The following is a 20,035-nucleotide window of genomic DNA, read 5'->3' on the forward strand; positions in this document are numbered from 1 at the left end:
CTGCCTCTATGCCGGCACTTGCAACCTGTTTTTACTGCCAGCCACGGCAGTTATTATAAATTATACGGGATCAGGTAAACATTGTTATTGTCCTTCGGCACAGCAACAGGATTATCGTTTAACTGCAAACTATATATTTCAGTTCCGCAGCACCCAACTGATCTTGTCAGGAAATTCAGTTTATCGAGGGTTGCCTTATCAGGCCGGCCTACACGTAAAGATTGCGGCCCCAGTACAGGAAAGAATAACAACGCTGTATTATTGGGCGTATCAATCACCTGCTTTACCTGTAGGATGGTATCCTTCATCCGGATGCTGATACTGTCCAGCGGTATGCGCGCATAAGGGCCATAAACAAGATCATGGCCTGTTCCGGGTTCTACCAGCCTGAATTTACAGGTAGGCGCCATGTAGTCGCACATAATACCTTCACAGGGATTTTTTTCGGAAGAAACTTTGCAGGATGCGAACAGGAGTAACCCGGCAGTTAAAAGGGAGTAAATACGGACCATAGTGTGTAATATTTTTGGTGCCTGTTAAACGTTATCAGTGCGGATGATGTTACAGATACAAACGATTTGCCTTAAATTTCCGGCGTTAAACGAAAACCCATGAGAGTAGTCATACAACGTGTAAGTTCAGCGGCAGTTACCGTAGACGGAGCTGTAACCGGAGAAATCCAGCAGGGCCTGCTGGTGTTGCTGGGTATAGAAGATATTGATACGGAAGAAGACATCCGCTGGCTGAGCGCCAAAATAGTGAACCTCCGGATCTTTAATGATGATGAGGGAGTAATGAACCTGTCTGTTAAAGATGTTCATGGCGATATTTTACTGGTAAGCCAGTTTACCCTGCACGCCTCTACGAAAAAGGGCAACCGCCCTTCGTATATTCGTGCCAGTAAGCCGGATGTGGCCATTCCCCTGTATGAAAAAATGATCGTGCAGCTGGAGCAGGACATGGGTACTACTATCCAGCGGGGAATTTTTGGCGCAGATATGAAAGTGTCTTTACTGAACGATGGCCCGGTCACTATTATCATCGACTCACATAACCGCGAATAAGATCATTCTGTTATCTTTAATAAATAAAAATTAATCCATGACCATTCAGGAAGCCCAGGAAAAAATTGATAACTGGATCAACACCACTGGTGTACGCTATTTCAGCGAGCTTACCAATATGGCTATCCTCACGGAAGAAGTGGGTGAAGTAGCCCGTATCATGGCCCGCAGGTATGGCGACCAGTCATCAAAAGAAAGCGATAATAAAAAGCTGCTGGCAGATGAACTGGCGGATGTGATGTGGGTGCTGCTCTGTATCGCCAATCAAACCGGTATTGATATGACTGTTGCCCTGGAAAAGAATTTTGAAAAGAAGAATATCCGTGATGCACAACGGCATCATAACAACCCTAAATTGAAATCATAACAGCCTGCATACTTTTTGTTTGCTGTTACTAAAATGCTGCTATGAAAAAAACGAGCAAGCTGAAGGTCTTCTGGCAGGTGCTGAAGCAATCCGGTAGCGATTTCATTGACGATAAAGTAATGAAGCTCAGCGCCGCACTGGCCTACTATACTATATTCTCCGTAGCTCCTATGCTGATCATTATTATTTTCCTGTGCGACCTGTTCCTGGGAAGAGACGCCATAGAAGGGAATATTTACGGGCAGATCAGGGGCCTGGTGGGCAATGATGCGGCCATACAGATACAATCCATGATAAAGAACGCTTCCCTCTCCGGCGATATGAGCTGGGCTACCATGGTGGGTTTTATTACCCTGATCATAGGCGCCACCGGGGTGTTCGCGGAAATCCAGGACTCTATTAATTTTATCTGGCGACTTAAATCAAAGCCCAAGAAAAATGGCCTGCTGCGTATGATACTGAACAGGTTGTTGTCTTTCTCGCTGGTGGTAAGCCTGGGGTTTATCCTGCTGGTATCATTGGCCATTAACGGTTTGGTGGAATTATTTTCTTCCCTGGTGGTAAGCCTGCTTCCAGGCAGGATTACATCTGGTATTCTTTTTTCCCTGGCCGATTTCGTGGTGCCCTTCCTCGTGATCTCCACTTTGTTTGCCATCATCTTCAAAGTATTGCCGGATGCCCGGATCAAGTGGAAAGACGTACGGGTGGGCGCTGTAGCCACCGCCATCCTTTTTATGATCGGCAAATTTGCCATTGGTTACTATCTCGGCGCCAGCAAAGTAAGCTCCACTTATGGCGCTGCCGGTTCTATCGTTATTATATTGTTGTGGGTATACTATTCCGCAGCTATCCTGTATTTTGGGGCCGTATTTACCCGTAACTATGTGCAGTATTTCGGCGAACAGATTTACCCCAACGATTACGCCGTTTGGATCAAACAAATTGAAATTCCTCACGAGCCGGAGCCTGTTCAGGAAGGGTAGTCACGGCATTATAAATTATTTTATAATCGCATACGTATTTTCAAAATAGGCCTTTATCTTTGCGCCACTATGTCTACAGATCAGAATAAATTCCAGGCGATCATATCGCATTGTAAAGAATATGGTTTTGTTTTTCAGTCCAGCGAAATTTACGATGGGCTCAGCGCCGTATACGACTACGGTCAGTATGGTTCAGAACTGAAGAAAAACATTAAGGATTATTGGTGGAAAAGCATGACCCAGCTGCACGAAAATATCGTGGGGATCGATGCGGCCATTTTCATGCATCCTACTACCTGGAAAGCATCCGGACACGTGGATAATTTCAGCGACCCGATGATCGATAACAAGGATAGCAATAAACGCTACCGGGTTGATCACCTGATTGAAGGTTTTGCAGAAACATTACCACAGGAAGCCGGCAATGCCCTCCTGGCGCAGATGGATGAGCTGTTGAAGGAAAATGATTTTGCAGGGCTCAAAACACTGATAGAAAGCAACAAAATAAAATGTTCCATAAGCGGCACTTCCAACTGGACCGATGTACGTCAGTTTAACCTGATGTTCTCCACACAGCTGGGTAGTGTTACTGATGAGGCCAGCGAAATTTTCCTGCGTCCTGAAACAGCCCAGGGTATTTTTGTCAACTTTCTGAACGTGCAGAAAACGGGCAGGATGAAAGTGCCGTTTGGTATTGCGCAAATCGGTAAGGCCTTCAGGAATGAGATCGTGGCCAGGCAGTTTATTTTCCGTATGCGTGAGTTTGAACAGATGGAGATGCAGTTCTTTGTTCGCCCTGGCACCCAGCAGGAATGGTATGAGAAATGGAAAGAAGAGCGCATGCAGTGGCACCTGAGCCTCGGCACCGACCCGGCGAAATACCAGTTCAAAAACCACATCAAATTAGCACACTACGCAGATGCGGCGGTGGATATTGAATATGAATTTCCGTTTGGGTTCAAGGAAGTGGAAGGTATCCACTCCCGTACTGATTTCGACCTGAAACAACACCAGGAATACAGCAAGAAAAAAATCCAGTATTTCGATACAGAAATTAACCAGAACTATGTTCCTTATGTGATAGAAACCTCTATCGGCCTGGATCGTATGTTCCTGCTGACTATCTGTAATGCCTACGCGGAAGAGGACCTTAGTACGGAAGATAAACAGGATAGCCGCGTAGTGTTGAAATTTCCACCTAAACTGGCGCCTATTAAGCTGGCGGTATTCCCATTGACTAAGAAAGATGGTTTACCAGAAGCTGCAAAGTTACTGATCAACGAATGTAAACAGCATTTCCATTGCTATTATGAAGAGAAAGATAGCATCGGTAAACGCTACCGCCGTCAGGATGCCATTGGTACGCCTTTCTGTGTTACCATTGATCACCAGACCAAAGAAGACGGTACTGTTACCATCCGCCACCGTGATAGCATGGAGCAGGAACGCATCCCGCTGAGCGAAGTAAAAGCGCTGGTATTAAGTAAGATTCTTTAGTAACATAATTTATCAGGGCTACAACTTTTATAAATCGGTATAAGCATTTATAACTGTTGTAGCCCTTTTTATTTATGGTGCTCTTTTTTGCATAAGTTGCATTGCCTTCAACAGCTGCGCATGCAGATGCCAGGATTCCATTAAAAAATATTCTACCCATACAATTCCTGGTGTATATCATGCCGGTCGTACCCCATTGCCTGGATCCGCAGCTTAGCCTCGTCAATCATGGCTTTCCAGCCGCAAAGGAAAAAATTCGCCGGGCGTTTATCCTGTAGCAGCTCCTCGTAAACATTATGCACATAACCCTTTCGGCCGCTCCAGTTTTCTTCCCTCGATAAAGTGGGTATATAGTTGAAATTGGGCAGCGTAGCCGCCAGTTGCTGCATTTCCGCGGCATATAACAGGTCGCGCTGGTAACGGACCCCAAAAATCAGGTGGATAGGCGCATGCGGAACACCATGCAGATGAATATAATTAGCCATAGAGCGGAATGGCGCAATACCGGTGCCTGTGCAGATCAGGAACAATTCCTTGTCTAACTGTTCCGGCAGCACGAAAACGCCCTGAGGCCCGCGCAGCAACAGCTCGCTGCCTTCCTTTATTTCATTGAACAGGTAAGTGCTCCCCAGGCCCCCTTCCAATAAAACAATCACCAGCTCAATTATATTGGTGCCATCCGGATGGGAGGCAATAGAATAGCTACGCCAGCGTTTGTTTTTTTTCTCGTGGATGGGAAGGTCCAGGGTTACGAATTGCCCGGGTTTGAAATCAAACCGCTCCATGTCCGGTACCTGTATCCAAAAACGGCGCGTGTTGTGGGTTTCATCCACCAGCTTAGTTACGATTCCGGTATGCCAAAGGTCCAGCATGGAAGTTGAGTTTGGTCTTACTGAATATAGTGAAAATTTGTCATTCTGCTATGGAGATATTTTCTTATTTATTTTACTTATTATGAAAAAACGGCAAGAGAATCTATAAATATCTTCCCCTATCAAATTTCAAAACCGGTAAATCTTCGTACCTTTGCATTCTTCATGAATTTACAGGCTGTATTACAATTATTTCAACGTGATCCGCGCCTGCAGTCGCTGGTGAAGGGGATTCAATCACCCACCCCACAATACTTTCAGCTTTCTTCCCTTAGTGGAAGCGCAATAAACTTTGTGGCAGTGAGCACCTGGGCGCATGCAGATGCGAACCATCTTTTTATCCTGAACGATAAAGAGGAGGCCGCCTATTTTCATAACGACCTGGAACAACTCAGCCAGGCTCTGGATATTTTCTATTTCCCCGATTCATTTAAGAAAGCCGGCCAGTTCCATGAAATCAACAGCAGCCACAGCATGCTGCGTACGGAAGCGCTCATGAAATTTTCAGGAGACGCCGTACGGAAAAAAATACTGGTCACCTACCCGGAAGCCCTCTGGGAAAAAGTGGCGGGCAACCAGGCTTTCAGCGCCAATATGGTACAGCTGAAAGTGGGCGATATGCTGAAAGTAGACCCGCTGCTGGAACAACTCATCGGCTGGGGCTTTCATGCCACCGATTTTGTGTATGAGCCCGGCCAGTACGCCGTAAGGGGAGGTATACTGGATATTTATTCTTTTGGTAATGAAAAGCCTTACCGTATTGAATTATTCGGGGAAGATATAGATTCTATCCGCCTGTTTGATCCCGAATCGCAGCTCAGCGAACGGAAGCTCACACAGGTAACACTGATTGCCAACATGGACACCCATGCGGCTGACCATAGCAAAACTCCCCTCACCGAATTCCTTCCAGCCAACACCGTGGTATGGATGAAAGATCCCGCTTATGTAAAAGGCGTGATTGAACAAATGGAACAACGACTGGACGATTTCCTGCAAACCGGTCAGAAAGTGAAGGTAGATGAAGATGAAGAAATGGCGCTGAAAGAAGAAGACTTTGTGAAAGCCTCGCCGTTACTGGAACAGCTGCTGCAAAAGCCAACCGTTGTTTTTGGTAACAAAGACTGGCTTACAGACAACGGTTACCAGCCACAATTCATCGCTTTCGATACACAGGAGCAACCCGTATTTAACCGGCAGTTCGACCTGCTGATCAAAGATCTCGGCAAACATAACAGCAATAAATACTCCCTCTTTATATTCTCAGACAACCCGCGGCAACTGGAACGTTTGCGCAGTATATTCGAGGACCTCAAAGCAGATTTTGTATTCTTCCCCATCCCTGTTGCTATCAGCAACGGGTTCATCGATCATTCGCTGAAACTGGTATGTTATACCGATCACCAGATCTTCCAGCGCTTCCACAAATACAAGGTAAAGCAAGCCTACAACAAAAATAAGGCGATTACCATGAAAACCTTGCGGGAGCTGCAGGCAGGCGATTTCGTAACGCATATCGATCATGGTGTGGGAATGTACAGCGGCCTGCAGAAAATTGAGGTAGGCGGTAAAATGCAGGAAGCCATCCGCATTATTTACAAGAACAACGACCTGTTGTATGTAAATATCAACTCCCTGCATAAAATCAGCAAATACACCGGAAAAGAAGGCGTAGAACCTAAAGTAAATAAACTTGGCAGCGATGCCTGGGATAAACTGAAGGAAAAAGCCAAAACGCAGGTAAAAGATATTGCAAAGGACCTGATCCAGCTGTATGCGGTACGTAAAGCCCAGCAAGGCTTCGCGCATACGCCGGATACCTACCTGCAAACAGAACTGGAGGCATCTTTCATCTATGAAGATACGCCGGACCAGAGCAAAGCCACCGCTGATGTAAAGCGCGATATGGAATCGCCGGCACCAATGGACAGGCTCGTTTGCGGAGACGTAGGATTTGGTAAAACAGAAGTAGCCATCCGGGCGGCATTTAAATCTATTGTAGATGGTAAACAGGCTGCCGTACTGGTCCCTACTACCATCCTCGCATTCCAGCACTATAAAACATTTGCGGAACGCCTGAAAGATTTTCCATGCACCGTTGATTATCTCAACAGGTTCAAATCTTCCAAAGAAAAAAAGGAAACGCTTAAACGCCTTGAAGAAGGAAAGATAGATATCATTATCGGCACCCATGCCTTACTGGGCAAGGAAGTGAAGTTTAAAGACCTCGGCGTGCTGGTAGTGGATGAAGAACAGAAATTCGGTGTTTCTGCCAAAGAAAAACTGAAACAGATCAAGCATAACGTAGATACCCTCACTCTAACGGCAACGCCTATACCGCGCACGCTCCAGTTCTCATTAATGGGCGCACGCGATCTCTCAGTTATCAATACGCCTCCGCCTAACCGCCAGGCCATTGAAACGGAAGTACAGGTGTTTAACCAGGACCTGATCCGCGAAGCGATTTACTATGAGGCGGAAAGAGGCGGACAGGTATATTTTATCCACAACAGGGTAAAAGGGCTGAAAGAAATGGCCGGTCTGATCCAGGGACTTTGCCCCGACCTGTCTATTGCCACAGCGCATGGGCAACTGGAAGGGCATCAGCTGGAAGAAGTGATCCTCGATTTTATTGACCGCAAGTACGATGTGCTGGTATGCACCAACATCGTGGAAAGCGGTGTGGATATTCCTAATGCCAATACCATCATTATTAATAACGCGCATCATTTCGGTCTCAGCGACCTGCACCAGCTGCGCGGCCGTGTAGGACGCAGTAATAAGAAAGCTTTCTGTTACCTGTTGGCGCCACCTATGAGCACACTGCCATCTGATAGTCGCAAACGCTTGCAAACACTGGAACAACACAGTGAACTGGGCAGCGGTTTCCAGATTGCCATGCGCGACCTCGATATCCGTGGCGCCGGTAACCTGCTGGGTGGAGAACAAAGCGGCTTCATGGCGGAAATTGGTTTCGACATGTACCAGAAGATCCTGGACGAAGCGATCCGCGAACTGAAACAAAATGAATTCCGCGATCTCTTTAAAGATCAGCTGGAGGAGAAAAAGGATTTTGTGAGCGACTGTACCATTGATACAGATCTCGAAATACTCATCCCTGATACTTATATTGAAAGCATCCAGGAAAGACTGAACCTTTACCAGGAGTTGGATAATATCACCGAAGAAGGCAAATTACAGGCCTTTGCCAATGATATGATAGACCGCTTCGGGCCTATGCCGGAGCCGGTGAAAGACCTGCTTACAGCAATCCGTTGCCGTTGGATGGCCATACAGCTAGGATTCGAAAAAATGATGCTGAAAGAAGAAAACCTCCGTTGTTATTTTATCAATAACCCCGATTCCCCTTATTTCGAATCGCCTACGTTCAATCATATATTAACGTATATACAAACCCGTACCAACAACGCCAAACTAAAACAGGTAGGTAAAAACTTTATGCTGGTGGCGTCCCGCATCCGTCATATGAACGACCTGTACGACTTCCTGAAAGCCATGACGGATAGCCGGAAATAATTTTTCCCTGTAACATAATTCCTTTGTAATCGTTTCATAGCTAGTATGAAATGTATAATTCTATTTCTGTAACTATTGCATTAACAAAATTTTATAAAACCCCTTTTGTGGAAACGCTTTTACACCCCGCATCATGAGGGCGTAAACAACAACAAACACAAATTTTTTTAACAATAGAAAACTTCGACACATGAAAAAGGTAATGTTATTAGCAGCTGGATTATTTTTTGCACTGAGCACTTTTGCACAGGCAGATAAGCAACCCCCGGTAAAAAAGATTGAGGTAAATGGTTCCGCAGAAATGGAAATCACACCAGACGAAATTTATTTCAACATCTCTTTAAGAGAATACCTGAAAGGAAAGACCAAAGTTGAGATCAGTACACTGGAAAAACAACTGCAGAAAGCAGTAGCCGACGCCGGGATTCCAAAGGCTGATTTTACCATAGAGAATGTTTATGGCAACAACTTTGAAATTCTCAGGAAGAAAAAAGATCCGCTGGAATTTATGGCACGTAAACAATACCGTCTTAAATTAAGTAAGCTGGATAAAATCAATGAAATCCTCGGAGCAGTAGATGCAGAAGGTATTGAAAGCGCCAGGATCGCCTCTTACTCTTCCAGCAAAATGGAAGCTTACCGTAAAGAAGTAAAGATAAAAGCTTTACAGGCAGCGAAAGAAAAAGCAGAGTATATGCTGGCTGCTATCGGTAACAAAACAGATGGCGTAATAGAGATCCAGGAAATGAATACAGATAACTATGCAGATGCCCGCCCTATGATGGTGAACTATATGGCTAAAGATGCAAATGGCGCCGGTGAAGCATCTTCTGATATTGATTTCAAAACTATTAAGATCCGTGCAGAAGTAAGAGCAGTATTTGCTATTAAATAATTACACCGGAGATGTAATAACAAAGAAAGCGGTTGTTCCATTTGGAACAACCGCTTTTATATTTTATAACGACAATCTGAATTAGAAGCTGTATCTCAGGCCCAGCTGCATCTGGTGACGGGATGCAAAGAAGTCTTTTGAATAAGGAGAGCCCGGAGTGGTGAAGGTGTAAGTTGGATAATTGTTAACCACTTTACCGGTTGGGCTTAAACCAACGCTGGCCATAGAGTTAAAGGTGTTAGGCGTAAAGTATTGAATACCCCAGTCTTTGTTAAGCAGGTTAGTAACATTCACGATATCGTAAGTCAACGTGATAGTGTGTACTTTTTTACCGGCCTGGAAGTTGAAGTCCTGTGCGAAACGGAAATCGGCCTGTGTGTTCCATGGTGTGCGGCCACCGTTACGTTCAGTGAACTGACCTTTACGGCCGCTCAGGTAGCTGTTGCTGTTCACATAATCCATGAAAGCGGTAGCCTGTTGGGCAGCTGTTTGTCCACCTGCTTTATCAGTAAAGAAGTTGGTAGCTTCAGCCACATCTTTCGGGATGTAGGTAAGGCTCACCTGTTGTGGAGTTCCGTTGATAGTGGCGTTTACTAAACCATAAGAGAACGGTGTTCCGGAAGAAGTATTGAAGAAGGCAGAGAAGTTGGAAACCCATTTGCCTTTGGTTCCCCAATCTTGTTTGTAAGCAACGGTAGCAACAATACGGTTACGGATATCGAAGTTAGAGTAAGCCAGTCCGGGGTTGTTTGGATTCAGCGCCTGGTTCAGCTGCCAGTTCGATTCCATGGAGTTGCGGATACCATTGGTGATATCTTTTGCCTGGCCATAAGTGTAAGCTACCATGAAGTTCAGACCAAAAGGGAACGATTTTGATACCTGGCCGGTAATGCTGTAACGGTAACCTTTATCAGTGTTGGACAACAGGTAAGCGTTAGTATACAGCGTATTTATTTTAGCACCGGAGAAGATAGGCTGCTGTTTGTTTACATCGTATGCATAGTAAGTAGGATTATCTGCCAGGTTTACCTGCTGGAACATCAGGTCTTTAATTACCTTGGTGTAGATACCTTCTATGGAGAATTTCCACTGGTCGTGGGTAGTATAATCCAGCGCCAGGCTGCTTCTCCATACCTGCGGCATTTTGAAGTTGTTGTCGATCATATCTACCTGGGTAGCGCCGGAAGCGTCTTTTACATTTACGCCGTTCTGTGCCGCGAAATCTGCAATACCGTTAGCGGATGGTTTTGCTGCAGGCAGTGGGGTATTAACGAATGGTTTGGTATTTCTCTGATCGTAAGCACCGTAAGTAACGCCATTGTTGTAGTAAGCATAACCGATCCATGCGAAAGGAATACGACCAGTGAATAAGCCGGATCCGCCACGCAGTACCAGGCTGTTATCGCCTTTAATGTCGTAGTTAAAGCCTATGCGCGGAGAGATCTGTACATTATTCAGGAAGTCGTTTTTGATATCCTTTGGTTTGGTATACGTATAGGTGTTACCGTAGTTAGGATCCACCGGAGATTTGATGGTTTTATCGCTCAACGGCTGCTTGTTGGGAATGCCTGTATAATCCAGGCGGATACCCGGGGTGATCTTGAAACGGTCTGTCAGCTGGATCTCATCCTGTCCGTAAACGCTCAGCAGGTTTGCTTTGAACTGGGCAGGAGGATTGGCCATGATATAATCACGGGAATTGTTGGTGTAGTTATAGTTCCCACGTACACGAGCCGGATTATTTTGCAGGAAGTCTTCGATACTGTTATAATCCAGGCGTCCATTCCAGGAGTTTACAAAACCATAGGTAATGTTGTAGAACTCATTGTGCGTACCCAAAGTAATGGTATGATTTCCTTTGAACAGGGTTACGTTATCAGTTACTTCAAATGTTTTTTGTTTCATGTTGAAGATACTGGCTTCACGGTCGGTGCCCAGGAAGATGAAAGAGCCCGGTGTGCGTCCTTTGATCTGGATCTGCGGTGTGGCAGGATCAGACAGTGGGTCCCTGTAATCATGTACATTGGAATAACCCAGGATCAGGCTGTTAGACAGGGTACTGTTAAAGTTACTTTTCAGTTCAAGTACAGTAGATGTCTGGTTATTTACCTGTTTGAAGTCGATGCCTTTGAAACGGAAGTTCTGCTGATCGCGTTCCAGGTTGGTAGCTTCAGAGGTAATAGTGTTATTACGGATGGCCAGCTGGTGTTTTTCGTTGATGTGCCAGTCGAGCCTGTTAAAGAATTTGTTGGAGTTCGAGTAGATACTGGTGTTACCGGCAGTGCCCGGATCTACGCCATATGTTTTCATCAGGGCAGTGATATCAGCTGCATCTTTTTCTGTTAAGATACCGCCGCCATCAGCAGAACCTGCAGCAAGGATCACCGGATCCACACGGCGGGTGATTTCTTCGTTGGTGAAGAAGAATAATTTGTTTTTGATGATAGGGAAACCGAGGCGTACACCGGTTTGGTATTCATGAAAATCGCTGGGGAGTTTGGAACCGTCGCCGGCGTTGTTTTTACCTACCATAGAAGCGTTACGGCCAAAACCATAGATGGAGCCGTGCACTTCGTTGGTACCGCTGCGGGTTACTGCGTTTACGCTGCCGCCGAGGAAGTTACCGACCTTTACATCGAATGGAGCCAGTAATACCTGTATGTCCTGGATCGCATCTACTGATACAGGGTTGGTACGGGTACTGCTTCCTGGCTGACCGCTGGTATTGCTCTGGCCACCGAGTGATGGACTGAAGCCGATAGCGTCGTTGTTGATAGCACCATCCACAGTTACGTTATTATAGCGGTAGTTGGTACCCAGGAAGGAGTTGTTGTTGCTCTGCGGAGTTACTTTGGTAAGATCCTGCAGGCTGCGGCTCAGTGTAGGAAGCGCTTTGATCTGCTCCTGTCCTACCCGGGTACCGGCTTTACCTGCACCGGCATTACCGGTTACCACAACTTCGCTCAGTGCGGTTGATTCTTCCTGTAATTTAAAGTTGAAACTGGTGGTTCCCAGTCCGAGGTTAACATCTGATTTTACTTCTTTCTTATATCCAATGAATGAAACCGTGATAGTGTAAGGACCGCCCGGATTGAGGTTGGGAAGGTTATAACGGCCGTCTGTGTTGGTTTGTACACCGGATTTGGCGCCGGTGCTGTTGTTTACTATTACTACTGTAACGCCGGGAATGGCTTGTCCACCCTGATCAGATACTTTTCCCGATATCACAGAAGTGGTTACCTGCGCATGCGCGTTGTAGCACAGAATTACAAGAAAGCTAGCTAGTAGCGTAAAAAATGATTTCATAAACTGTATGTAAGTATTTACAGGTGCAAAGGAAACAGTCTGATGCAACCAGAATGTTAACAGATTATTACGGAATTGTTAAGAAGTGCATAAAACATACAGGAAATCTCTCTTTGATGGTTTGTTTGGGTTTAAATACTATCAGAAATAAGAGGTATATATCATCTTAATGTTAACAGTGCAGGAAAATGAGATAGGAATTATTTGTTAACTCAGGGTAAACAATCAACAATATAATACAACCTTAACGTACCTACGAAAAAGAAAGCCCCGCCTTTAGAGGCAGGGCATACAGGGAAAATTCATGAAATGTGTTTAGTAAATTGCGACTTTAAAAGTCCCGTCCGTTAAAGGTTTTTCTGTTTCACCATTTATTAATACACCGGAGAAAGAGCCCTCCGCGTGTTTACTATTAATGCCTGTTATAATTACTTTAATGCTTTTACCCACGTAACCTGTTTCCTTTTCCTGGATATTCATCAGTGACATTTCCACATCTTCCGTGTAAGTGCCGGTCTTCAGGGAATCAGGGAAAGTGATCATCAGTTCCATGTGATGTCCGAAGTTGTTGGTAACGCCATCCAGTACAAGCGTTTTCTTACCGGTGTATATGGTATCGGTGATATAAGCCTCGGTGGCATTGGATTGGTATTGAACGCCATCCAGTTTAAAAGAGAAGATACTGGAGGGTGTGGTTTCGTTTTTTTTATCGCAGGAACAGAAAGCCGTTCCTAAAGCAGCAATAACGGCTACCATTAAGAGTTTCATTCTCATAACACTATAATTTAGGTATGCCGCTTTGCAGAAGTAAAACCAGTGCCGGCTGCTCTATGCGCCGCCGGCCTAGTCAGTTTAGCATAGGATACTGGTTAGATTCTGCTGGCATAGGGATAATACGGGTGCAATATATATAAATATTTATTAATTAAATAAAATATATATGGATATACGGTTAATTTATTGTTTCTTCATACATACAACCTGGGAACATTGGTCATAGCTGAGCCGGACTGTGTATTTTTACAAAACACAGGAGTTCAGGCACAATTAACACTTTTTTTGCGGCCGAATTGCGTATTATTACGGGGTTACTGAATAATTAAACAGAAGCACATTATGTCATCGGAAGTAATAAAACAATTACAGGAGGCGGTGCAGTTTTCGCCGGAGAATGTGCCTTTACGTATGCATCTGGCGCAGGTACTGCTACAGGATTATGAGTATACTGCCGCAGAGGAACAATACAGGAAAGTACTGGAACTGTCGTCATCCAATACTGCAGCGCAGCTTGGCTTGGCGCGCACTTTTTATCATCAGCATAAATATTCTGCAGCTATTGTGGTACTTGAGCAGCTGGAGAGCCGGGAGCCGGATCATTTTGACGCCCTGCTGCTGCATTGCCGCATTTTGGTAAAGGAACAATCCATGCCCGCTGCAAAAGAAGTATACCAGCATTTACTGCAAATTAACCCGGGCTTTCGTGATGAGGCGCTGGACGGGCTTTTCCGGGTAGCCCAGCAACCTTCCGCTTCTTTTAATGGAGATGAAGAAGAAGAGGAAGAAGGCGAGAGCCTATTCATGCTGGAGAAACCGGAAATCAATTTTTCAGATGTAGGTGGTATGGAAAGAGAGAAGCAGGAAATAGATCTGAAGATCATCAAGCCCCTGCAGTTTCCTGATCTTTATAAAGCCTATGGAAAAAAAGCCGGTGGCGGTATTTTATTGTACGGCCCTCCGGGCTGTGGCAAAACATATCTTGCAAAAGCCACTGCAGGGCAAATACAGGCGGAGTTCATCAATGTAGGCATTCACGATGTGCTGGATATGTGGGTGGGCACCAGTGAGAAAAACCTGCATAGCTTGTTTGAGTTGGCCCGCCAGAGCAAACCCTGTGTACTGTTTTTTGATGAGGTAGATGCTTTAGGCGCTAACCGTTCGGCACTCCGGCAGTCGGGAGCAACGCATATTATTAACCAGTTCCTGGCTGAGATGGATGGCATTGCCGCCAGCAATGAGAACATTCTGATTATTGGCGCAACCAACGCCCCGTGGAGCCTGGATCCGGCCTTCCGCCGCCCCGGCCGTTTCGACCGGATCATTTTTGTAGCGCCGCCGGAAACAGAAGGACGGGAAGAGATCCTGAAACTACAGTTACGCAATAAACCCGTGAGCGATATTAATTATAATGCGCTTGCAAAGGCTACTCCCGGTTATTCCGGCGCCGACCTGAAAGCGATTGTGGATATTGCTATAGAAGAAAAACTGTTGGAAGCCCTGCAAAAGGGAGCGCCACAGCCTATTACACAAAAGGAATTATTAAAAGCCGCTAAAACACATAAACCCACCACAAGGGAATGGTTTAATACTGCCCGTAACTATGCGCTGTATTCAAATGAAACCGGTCTTTACGATGATGTTTTGAAATACCTGGATATTAAGAAATAACGATTATGGCTGTATTAATTCAGCGCGCTCAGATTCTGGTACAACAAGGCCGCTTTGAAGATGCCTTCGCCGCGTTGCGCCAGCACCTGAGTACCAATGCCCACGATACCGACGGATTATACCTGCTGGCGATTTGCTACATGGAAACAGGCAACACCGCAGAAGCCTCACAAATAGCCGGCAATACCCTCAGCTTTGCGCCATACGACGATCGCTTCCTGTACCTGCTGGCCAGGATCGCTTTTGCAAAGAACCAGTTTAATGAAGCCATCAGAACCATCAGTAACGCAGTGGCCATAAACCCTTACCGGGTGAATTATTTTGCCATGTGGAGCCAGATCCTGTTGTCGAAGAAAGAATATGAGGCTGCCCTGCACAAGGCGGAAGAAGGACTGGCCATTGAACCGGATGATGAAGCCTGTCTCAACCTCCGCTCCCATGCCCTGTTCAGGCTGGGTAAGAAGGAGGAAGCCTTTTCCAATTTGCATGAGGCATTGGAGCATAATCCTGAAAATGCATACACACATGCCAACCTCGGGCAGAAGTGGCTGGAAGCCGGCGATCACCGGAAATCCCTGGAACATTTCAGGGAATCCCTGAAACTGGATCCTACCAACGAATGGGCGAGGCAAGGTATGGTACAGGCTATGAAGGCCCGGTACTGGCTGTACAGGCAGTTCCTGAACTACGCCTTTTTTATGGCGCGGCAAAAAGCGCGCACCCAATGGATCATTATCATTGCCATTTTTATACTCACACAAATTGCCAGCCAGGTGTTTTTCCCGGTGTATGTGCTGCTGGCATTCCTGGCGCTTTCCACCTGGCTGATTACGCCGGTGAGTAACCTGTTCCTTCGCCTGAACCCATACGGCAGGTATGCGCTTAGTAAAGAACAAACACAGGTATCAAATGTAGTGGGTATCCTGTTGTGCATATCGCTGGCCGCCGGTGTGGCGTTCCTGTTCACCCACCTGCAGGGTTTACTGGCGCTGTGCCTTTGCAGCGGAATTATGTTGCTGCCGGCTGCTGGGTTTTATATACCTGAAAGTAAAAAGAACCGCCGGATCATTACCTGGTATACAGCAGTACTGGCGCTTTTGGGCGTGTTGGGCACGGTGCTGGCATTTGTTATAAACGATGCGTTTAACATAGTAGTTACGGCTATGCTGGTAGGCGTATTCCTGTACCAGGTACTGGCAAATTATATTCTTACAAGAGAAGGATAGTGTATAAAGGAAGAATCCTGCCGCTGAAACGGCAGGATTCTTCCTTTATAACGATAACGTATCTACGTAATTAAGCATCAATTTTTGCATACTTCGCATGTGATTCGATGAATGCTCTGCGCGGAGGAACTTCATCGCCCATAAGCATACTGAATACGCGGTCTGCTTCTGCAGCGCTTTCAATAGTTACCTGTTTCAGTGTACGTTGTTCAGGGTTCATGGTGGTATCCCACAGTTGTTCTGCGTTCATCTCACCCAAACCTTTATAACGCTGAATGGTTACACTGTCTTCCTTACCGCCGGCAGCGAGCCTTATGGTGGCTTCCTTACGCTGTTCTTCCGTCCATGCGTAAGCCTGCTCTTTTCCTTTCTTTACAAGGTAAAGCGGTGGCTGGGCAATGTATACATACCCCTGTTCCACCATTGCTTTCATATAGCGGAATACAAAGGTGAGGATCAGGGTGGCAATGTGACTACCATCCACATCAGCATCCGTCATGATGATGAGCTTGTGGTAGCGCAGTTTGGAAAGGTTCAGCGCCTTATCATCTTCTTCTGTACCAATGGTTACTCCCAGTGCCGTGAAGATGTTTTTGATTTCATTGTCTTCATAAATCTTGTGCTCCATGGCTTTTTCCACGTTGAGGATTTTACCACGCAGCGGCAGGATGGCCTGGAAGTTACGGTTGCGGCCCTGTTTGGCAGTACCACCCGCGGAATCTCCTTCCACAAGGTACAGCTCGCACTTAGCAGGATCATTGTCGGAGCAGTCGGCCAGTTTACCGGGTAAACCGCTACCGGTCATCACGCTTTTGCGCTGTACCAGCTGACGTGCTTTACGGGCGGCTTCACGAGCCTGCGCGGCGAGCACTACTTTATTGATCACCGCTTTTGCTTCACGCGGATTTTCTTCCAGGAAAGCATCCAGGATGGCGGCTACAGAGCTGTCTACCACACCCATTACATCAGAGTTACCGAGTTTGGTTTTGGTTTGTCCTTCAAACTGCGGCTCGGGTACTTTTACACTGATAATAGCGCTCAATCCTTCACGGAAATCATCTCCGGTAACTTCTACCTTCGATTTCTCAAACATTTTATTTTTATCACCATAAGATTTGAATACACGGGTAATAGCACGGCGGAAACCGGCTACGTGTGTACCTCCTTCAATGGTATTGATATTATTCACATAGGAAAAGATGTTTTCACTGAAAGCATCATTATACACCAGTGCCACCTCAACGGCAACATTGGAGGCCGCATCATGCGTTTCTACATAAATCGGATTAAGTAAAAGCGGGTTACGGCGGGCGCCTTTATCCAGCATCTGGATAAACTCACGGATACCACCTTCACTGTAGAAGGTTTCAGAGAAGAAATTACCTTCTTCATCCTTTTCACGCTCATCTGTTAATGTGATCTTGATCTTACGGTTCAGGTAAGATAATTCGCGTAAACGGCCAGCCAGGATTTCCCGGTTATAGGTGGTTTCCTTGAATATTTCGCCATCCGGCTTGAAGTGCGTGGTAGTACCGGTTGCTTCACTGGGGCCTATTTCACGTACCGCATATTGGGGGATACCGCGGTGATATTCCTGTTCAAATAATTTGCCTTCACGTTCTACAGTCACATGTAGCCTGTCGCTCAATGCGTTTACGCAACTCACACCCACACCGTGCAAACCACCGGACACCTTGTAGGTGTTCTTGTCAAATTTACCACCGGCGTGGAGTACTGTCATTACCACCTCAAGGGCGGAACGGCCTTCCTTCGGAATAATACCGGTAGGGATACCACGGCCATCATCCTTCACCCGGATAGAGTTATCTTCCAGGATAGTAACTTCGATGTTTTTGCAGTACCCGGCAAGGGCTTCATCTATAGAGTTATCTACTACCTCATAAACAAGGTGGTGGAGACCCTTGATGCCAATATCGCCGATATACATGGCCGGACGCTTCCTAACGGCTTCCAGTCCTTCCAATACCTGTATACTCCCTGCATCATATCCGTTGCTGCTGGGGCTGGGTGCTTGCACTAATTCTTCGCTCATATGTTGGTGTAAAATCTATTAGAAATAAAATCGGTAGACAATCATGCAAAAATACGAAAAATAAGCCTTATTTCCACAAAAGAAGGGCTGTTTTTATGCCGGGAGGACCCATCATTTTTCCACTAGAGATTTCCAGCACCAGCAATGTCTTTTACGCCTGTAAACAAAGTTTTCCACACCAGGTTAAAGAACGATTTCTGGATATCGCGGGTATAAGTAACATTGGCGGTCCGGGCATTTTCCCCGTTTGCAGGGTTTTCAGATTTGATTACCAATGCGTTGGCCACCAGGCTGATAAGCCCCTTTCTTTTAAATCCTTTATGATCTGCATTTTGCTTCAAAACGGCAATCTTGAGATTTTGGTACAACAGCTTTACAAAGGCGCTGGCCCGCCGTTCATCTCCTTTAATATTAAAGGTGAGATCCCGGATATCACAGGATTTGATTTCAATTTTTCCCATAGGCTGGGTGATAACGTTCAGGTCTTTGCCATTCATGTTATTCAGCCGGCCCGAAACGCCAAACCTGCCGTTCTTGTCGTTTAGCAGGAAATCGAACCGGGCGGTGAGCTTGCCGCTTTTCAGGAAAACAGCGTCAAAGTCGGCAATGAGATGATTGTTTTTAGCCACCAGGCTGTCGATATTCGTGATATTCCGCAACAGCCCGTGTATATGGCTGAAATTAATGTACCCGGTTTGTTCTGTCACCGGGCTCAGTTCTGTATACTGCAGGTTGATATTATTACCGGTAAGGGTATCGATATTGACCGGAACTTTCAGTTTGGCGAGCAACTGGTGGGGATACTGTCCAAGTTTATTGCCAGGAGGCATTGGCAGCATACGGTTCCTGTAGATGTCTAATTTACCGCTTTGGATGTTTACCCGGTCGGCCCAGATCTGTTGCTCCTGTAAAAGCAACCGGGGATTGAGATTGCGCAGGCTGATATCATTAAATACCACTTCAAACCGGTCTTGCTGCACGCCTGTTTTTTTCTGGAAAGCGGCCTTGTCGTACCGCGGCTGCAGTTCAAACTGGCCGATGTGCAGGGTGCGTAAGGCGGCATCGTAGCGGATCCCGCGAATATACATCCAGTAAAGGCTATCCCTTGTTCTGTTCATATAATCCTTCATCCCGATCTCATAGTTGCGGGCATATAAAAAGCGGGTAGGATCGTTCAGGGCCACTGAATCGATCAGGAAGTCATTGATGCGGATCCGCAGGTTGTGGAATTGATGAATAACCCGGGAGGAATCTTTCCTGGTAAAGATATACTTGAAATTGGTGCTGTCCAGTACCAGCTTACCTATAAAGATGGATTTCATTTTGGCAGAAATGTTTTGGTAGGCTGTTCTGGGGGCACTGGTGTCTTTCACGGTGGCATTTTGCTCCATAATCACACTGGGCCCGCTCACCGTGAGTACCCCGGCACTGAGGTCCCTTCCAAAAAAATAACGCCACGGCTTAAAATATCTGAGCTCCAGCCGGTCTACGCTGATGGTATATATTTCGGCAGGCGCTTTCTGTTGGGTAAGCAGGCGCTGATATACCAGGGAATCGGCTGTCATACTAGCCTTATCAATGGTGATGCTGCCAGATAGCACATCGAGATGAAGATCTTTGAACTTTACGGTATAAAGACTGTCAGACAAATCGCTCACATAGCCCTGCAGCTCCCGCTTCAGCAGTTTATTCCAATGTTGGTTGAGATACCAGCCGGTACCCAGTATCAACAAGATAAGTATGCCAGCTACGGAGAGTATGATTTTGACCAGTCTGCGGATATTAAAGCC

The 20,035-nt window shown here is 46.1% G+C and carries 14 protein-coding genes; 8 read left to right on the forward strand and 6 right to left on the reverse strand.

The window, feature by feature from the left end; genetic code table 11:
• Nucleotides 1–53: 53 nt before the first annotated feature.
• Entirely contained in the window at nucleotides 54–512 is a 459-nt protein-coding gene (locus tag VIM72_RS09225) for a hypothetical protein (RefSeq protein ID WP_332002548.1), read from the reverse strand.
• Nucleotides 513–611: 99 nt separating this feature from the next.
• Between VIM72_RS09225 and dtd the strand changes: the two genes are divergently transcribed.
• The 4 genes from dtd (at nucleotide 612) to VIM72_RS09245 (ending at nucleotide 3,911) form a co-directional block, all read left to right on the forward strand.
• Nucleotides 612–1,064: a D-aminoacyl-tRNA deacylase gene (dtd, locus tag VIM72_RS09230; protein WP_332002549.1), complete on the forward strand. Its 453-nt coding sequence runs from the start codon at nucleotides 612–614 to the stop codon at nucleotides 1,062–1,064.
• Nucleotides 1,065–1,101: 37 nt separating this feature from the next.
• Complete coding sequence (locus tag VIM72_RS09235) at nucleotides 1,102–1,431, forward strand: nucleotide pyrophosphohydrolase (RefSeq protein WP_332002550.1); 330 nt, start codon at nucleotides 1,102–1,104, stop codon at nucleotides 1,429–1,431.
• A gap of 41 nt (nucleotides 1,432–1,472) precedes the next feature.
• Nucleotides 1,473–2,414: a YihY/virulence factor BrkB family protein gene (locus tag VIM72_RS09240; protein ID WP_332002551.1), complete on the forward strand. Its 942-nt coding sequence runs from the start codon at nucleotides 1,473–1,475 to the stop codon at nucleotides 2,412–2,414.
• 69 nt (nucleotides 2,415–2,483) lie between these two features.
• A complete protein-coding gene (locus tag VIM72_RS09245) occupies nucleotides 2,484–3,911 on the forward strand; it encodes a glycine--tRNA ligase (RefSeq protein WP_332002552.1) in 1,428 nt (475 codons plus the stop codon).
• A gap of 152 nt (nucleotides 3,912–4,063) precedes the next feature.
• On the opposite strand, the gene VIM72_RS09250 is transcribed toward VIM72_RS09245, so the two are convergent.
• The gene (locus VIM72_RS09250) at nucleotides 4,064–4,783 is read right to left on the reverse strand and encodes a ferredoxin--NADP reductase (protein ID WP_332002553.1); all 720 of its coding nucleotides are present in this window, start codon (nucleotides 4,781–4,783) and stop codon (nucleotides 4,064–4,066) included.
• Nucleotides 4,784–4,948: 165 nt separating this feature from the next.
• On the opposite strand from VIM72_RS09250, the gene mfd reads away from it, so the two are divergent.
• Together mfd and VIM72_RS09260 are read left to right on the forward strand one after the other, a co-directional pair.
• Nucleotides 4,949–8,320 (forward strand): transcription-repair coupling factor, encoded by a 3,372-nt coding sequence (gene mfd, locus VIM72_RS09255; protein ID WP_332002554.1) that lies wholly within the window; start codon nucleotides 4,949–4,951, stop codon nucleotides 8,318–8,320.
• A 190-nt stretch (nucleotides 8,321–8,510) separates the two neighbouring features.
• A complete protein-coding gene (locus VIM72_RS09260) occupies nucleotides 8,511–9,215 on the forward strand; it encodes an SIMPL domain-containing protein (RefSeq protein ID WP_332002555.1) in 705 nt (234 codons plus the stop codon).
• Nucleotides 9,216–9,296: 81 nt separating this feature from the next.
• Here the strand turns inward: VIM72_RS09260 and VIM72_RS09265 are convergent, their stop codons facing one another.
• A complete protein-coding gene (locus tag VIM72_RS09265) occupies nucleotides 9,297–12,521 on the reverse strand; it encodes a TonB-dependent receptor (protein WP_332002556.1) in 3,225 nt (1,074 codons plus the stop codon).
• A gap of 315 nt (nucleotides 12,522–12,836) precedes the next feature.
• The gene (locus tag VIM72_RS09270; protein ID WP_332002557.1) at nucleotides 12,837–13,295 is read right to left on the reverse strand and encodes a hypothetical protein; all 459 of its coding nucleotides are present in this window, start codon (nucleotides 13,293–13,295) and stop codon (nucleotides 12,837–12,839) included.
• Between the two features lie 342 nt (nucleotides 13,296–13,637).
• Here VIM72_RS09270 and VIM72_RS09275 point away from each other — a divergent pair, with 342 nt between their 5' ends.
• A complete protein-coding gene (locus VIM72_RS09275) occupies nucleotides 13,638–14,966 on the forward strand; it encodes an AAA family ATPase (RefSeq protein WP_332002558.1) in 1,329 nt (442 codons plus the stop codon).
• Nucleotides 14,967–14,971: 5 nt separating this feature from the next.
• Nucleotides 14,972–16,192, forward strand: coding sequence for a tetratricopeptide repeat protein (locus VIM72_RS09280; RefSeq protein WP_332002559.1), 1,221 nt, complete (start codon nucleotides 14,972–14,974; stop codon nucleotides 16,190–16,192).
• Nucleotides 16,193–16,262: 70 nt separating this feature from the next.
• On the opposite strand, the gene gyrB is transcribed toward VIM72_RS09280, so the two are convergent.
• The gene (gyrB, locus tag VIM72_RS09285) at nucleotides 16,263–18,245 is read right to left on the reverse strand and encodes a DNA topoisomerase (ATP-hydrolyzing) subunit B (protein WP_332002560.1); all 1,983 of its coding nucleotides are present in this window, start codon (nucleotides 18,243–18,245) and stop codon (nucleotides 16,263–16,265) included.
• A 122-nt stretch (nucleotides 18,246–18,367) separates the two neighbouring features.
• Nucleotides 18,368–19,975 carry a hypothetical protein gene (locus tag VIM72_RS09290; protein ID WP_332002561.1) on the reverse strand — a complete coding sequence of 536 codons (1,608 nt, stop codon included), beginning with the start codon at nucleotides 19,973–19,975 and terminating at the stop codon, nucleotides 18,368–18,370.
• Nucleotides 19,976–20,035: the final 60 nt, after the last annotated feature.

Source organism: Chitinophaga sp. (assembly GCF_036569185.1).
In the GTDB taxonomy this organism is placed as follows: domain Bacteria; phylum Bacteroidota; class Bacteroidia; order Chitinophagales; family Chitinophagaceae; genus Chitinophaga.

What these genes read in the sequence shown, in the direction of transcription:
- mfd (WP_332002554.1), top strand. Translation starts at nt 4,949, where the DNA reads ATGAATTTACAGGCTGTATTACAATTATTTCAACGTGATCCGCGCCTG.
- VIM72_RS09245 (WP_332002552.1), top strand. Translation starts at nt 2,484, where the DNA reads ATGTCTACAGATCAGAATAAATTCCAGGCGATCATATCGCATTGTAAA.
- VIM72_RS09275 (WP_332002558.1), top strand. Translation starts at nt 13,638, where the DNA reads ATGTCATCGGAAGTAATAAAACAATTACAGGAGGCGGTGCAGTTTTCG.
- dtd (WP_332002549.1), top strand. Translation starts at nt 612, where the DNA reads ATGAGAGTAGTCATACAACGTGTAAGTTCAGCGGCAGTTACCGTAGAC.
- VIM72_RS09240 (WP_332002551.1), top strand. Translation starts at nt 1,473, where the DNA reads ATGAAAAAAACGAGCAAGCTGAAGGTCTTCTGGCAGGTGCTGAAGCAA.
- VIM72_RS09270 (WP_332002557.1), bottom strand. Translation starts at nt 13,295, where the DNA reads ATGAGAATGAAACTCTTAATGGTAGCCGTTATTGCTGCTTTAGGAACG.
- VIM72_RS09265 (WP_332002556.1), bottom strand. Translation starts at nt 12,521, where the DNA reads ATGAAATCATTTTTTACGCTACTAGCTAGCTTTCTTGTAATTCTGTGC.
- VIM72_RS09260 (WP_332002555.1), top strand. Translation starts at nt 8,511, where the DNA reads ATGAAAAAGGTAATGTTATTAGCAGCTGGATTATTTTTTGCACTGAGC.
- VIM72_RS09225 (WP_332002548.1), bottom strand. Translation starts at nt 512, where the DNA reads ATGGTCCGTATTTACTCCCTTTTAACTGCCGGGTTACTCCTGTTCGCA.
- gyrB (WP_332002560.1), bottom strand. Translation starts at nt 18,245, where the DNA reads ATGAGCGAAGAATTAGTGCAAGCACCCAGCCCCAGCAGCAACGGATAT.
- VIM72_RS09250 (WP_332002553.1), bottom strand. Translation starts at nt 4,783, where the DNA reads ATGCTGGACCTTTGGCATACCGGAATCGTAACTAAGCTGGTGGATGAA.
- VIM72_RS09235 (WP_332002550.1), top strand. Translation starts at nt 1,102, where the DNA reads ATGACCATTCAGGAAGCCCAGGAAAAAATTGATAACTGGATCAACACC.
- VIM72_RS09280 (WP_332002559.1), top strand. Translation starts at nt 14,972, where the DNA reads ATGGCTGTATTAATTCAGCGCGCTCAGATTCTGGTACAACAAGGCCGC.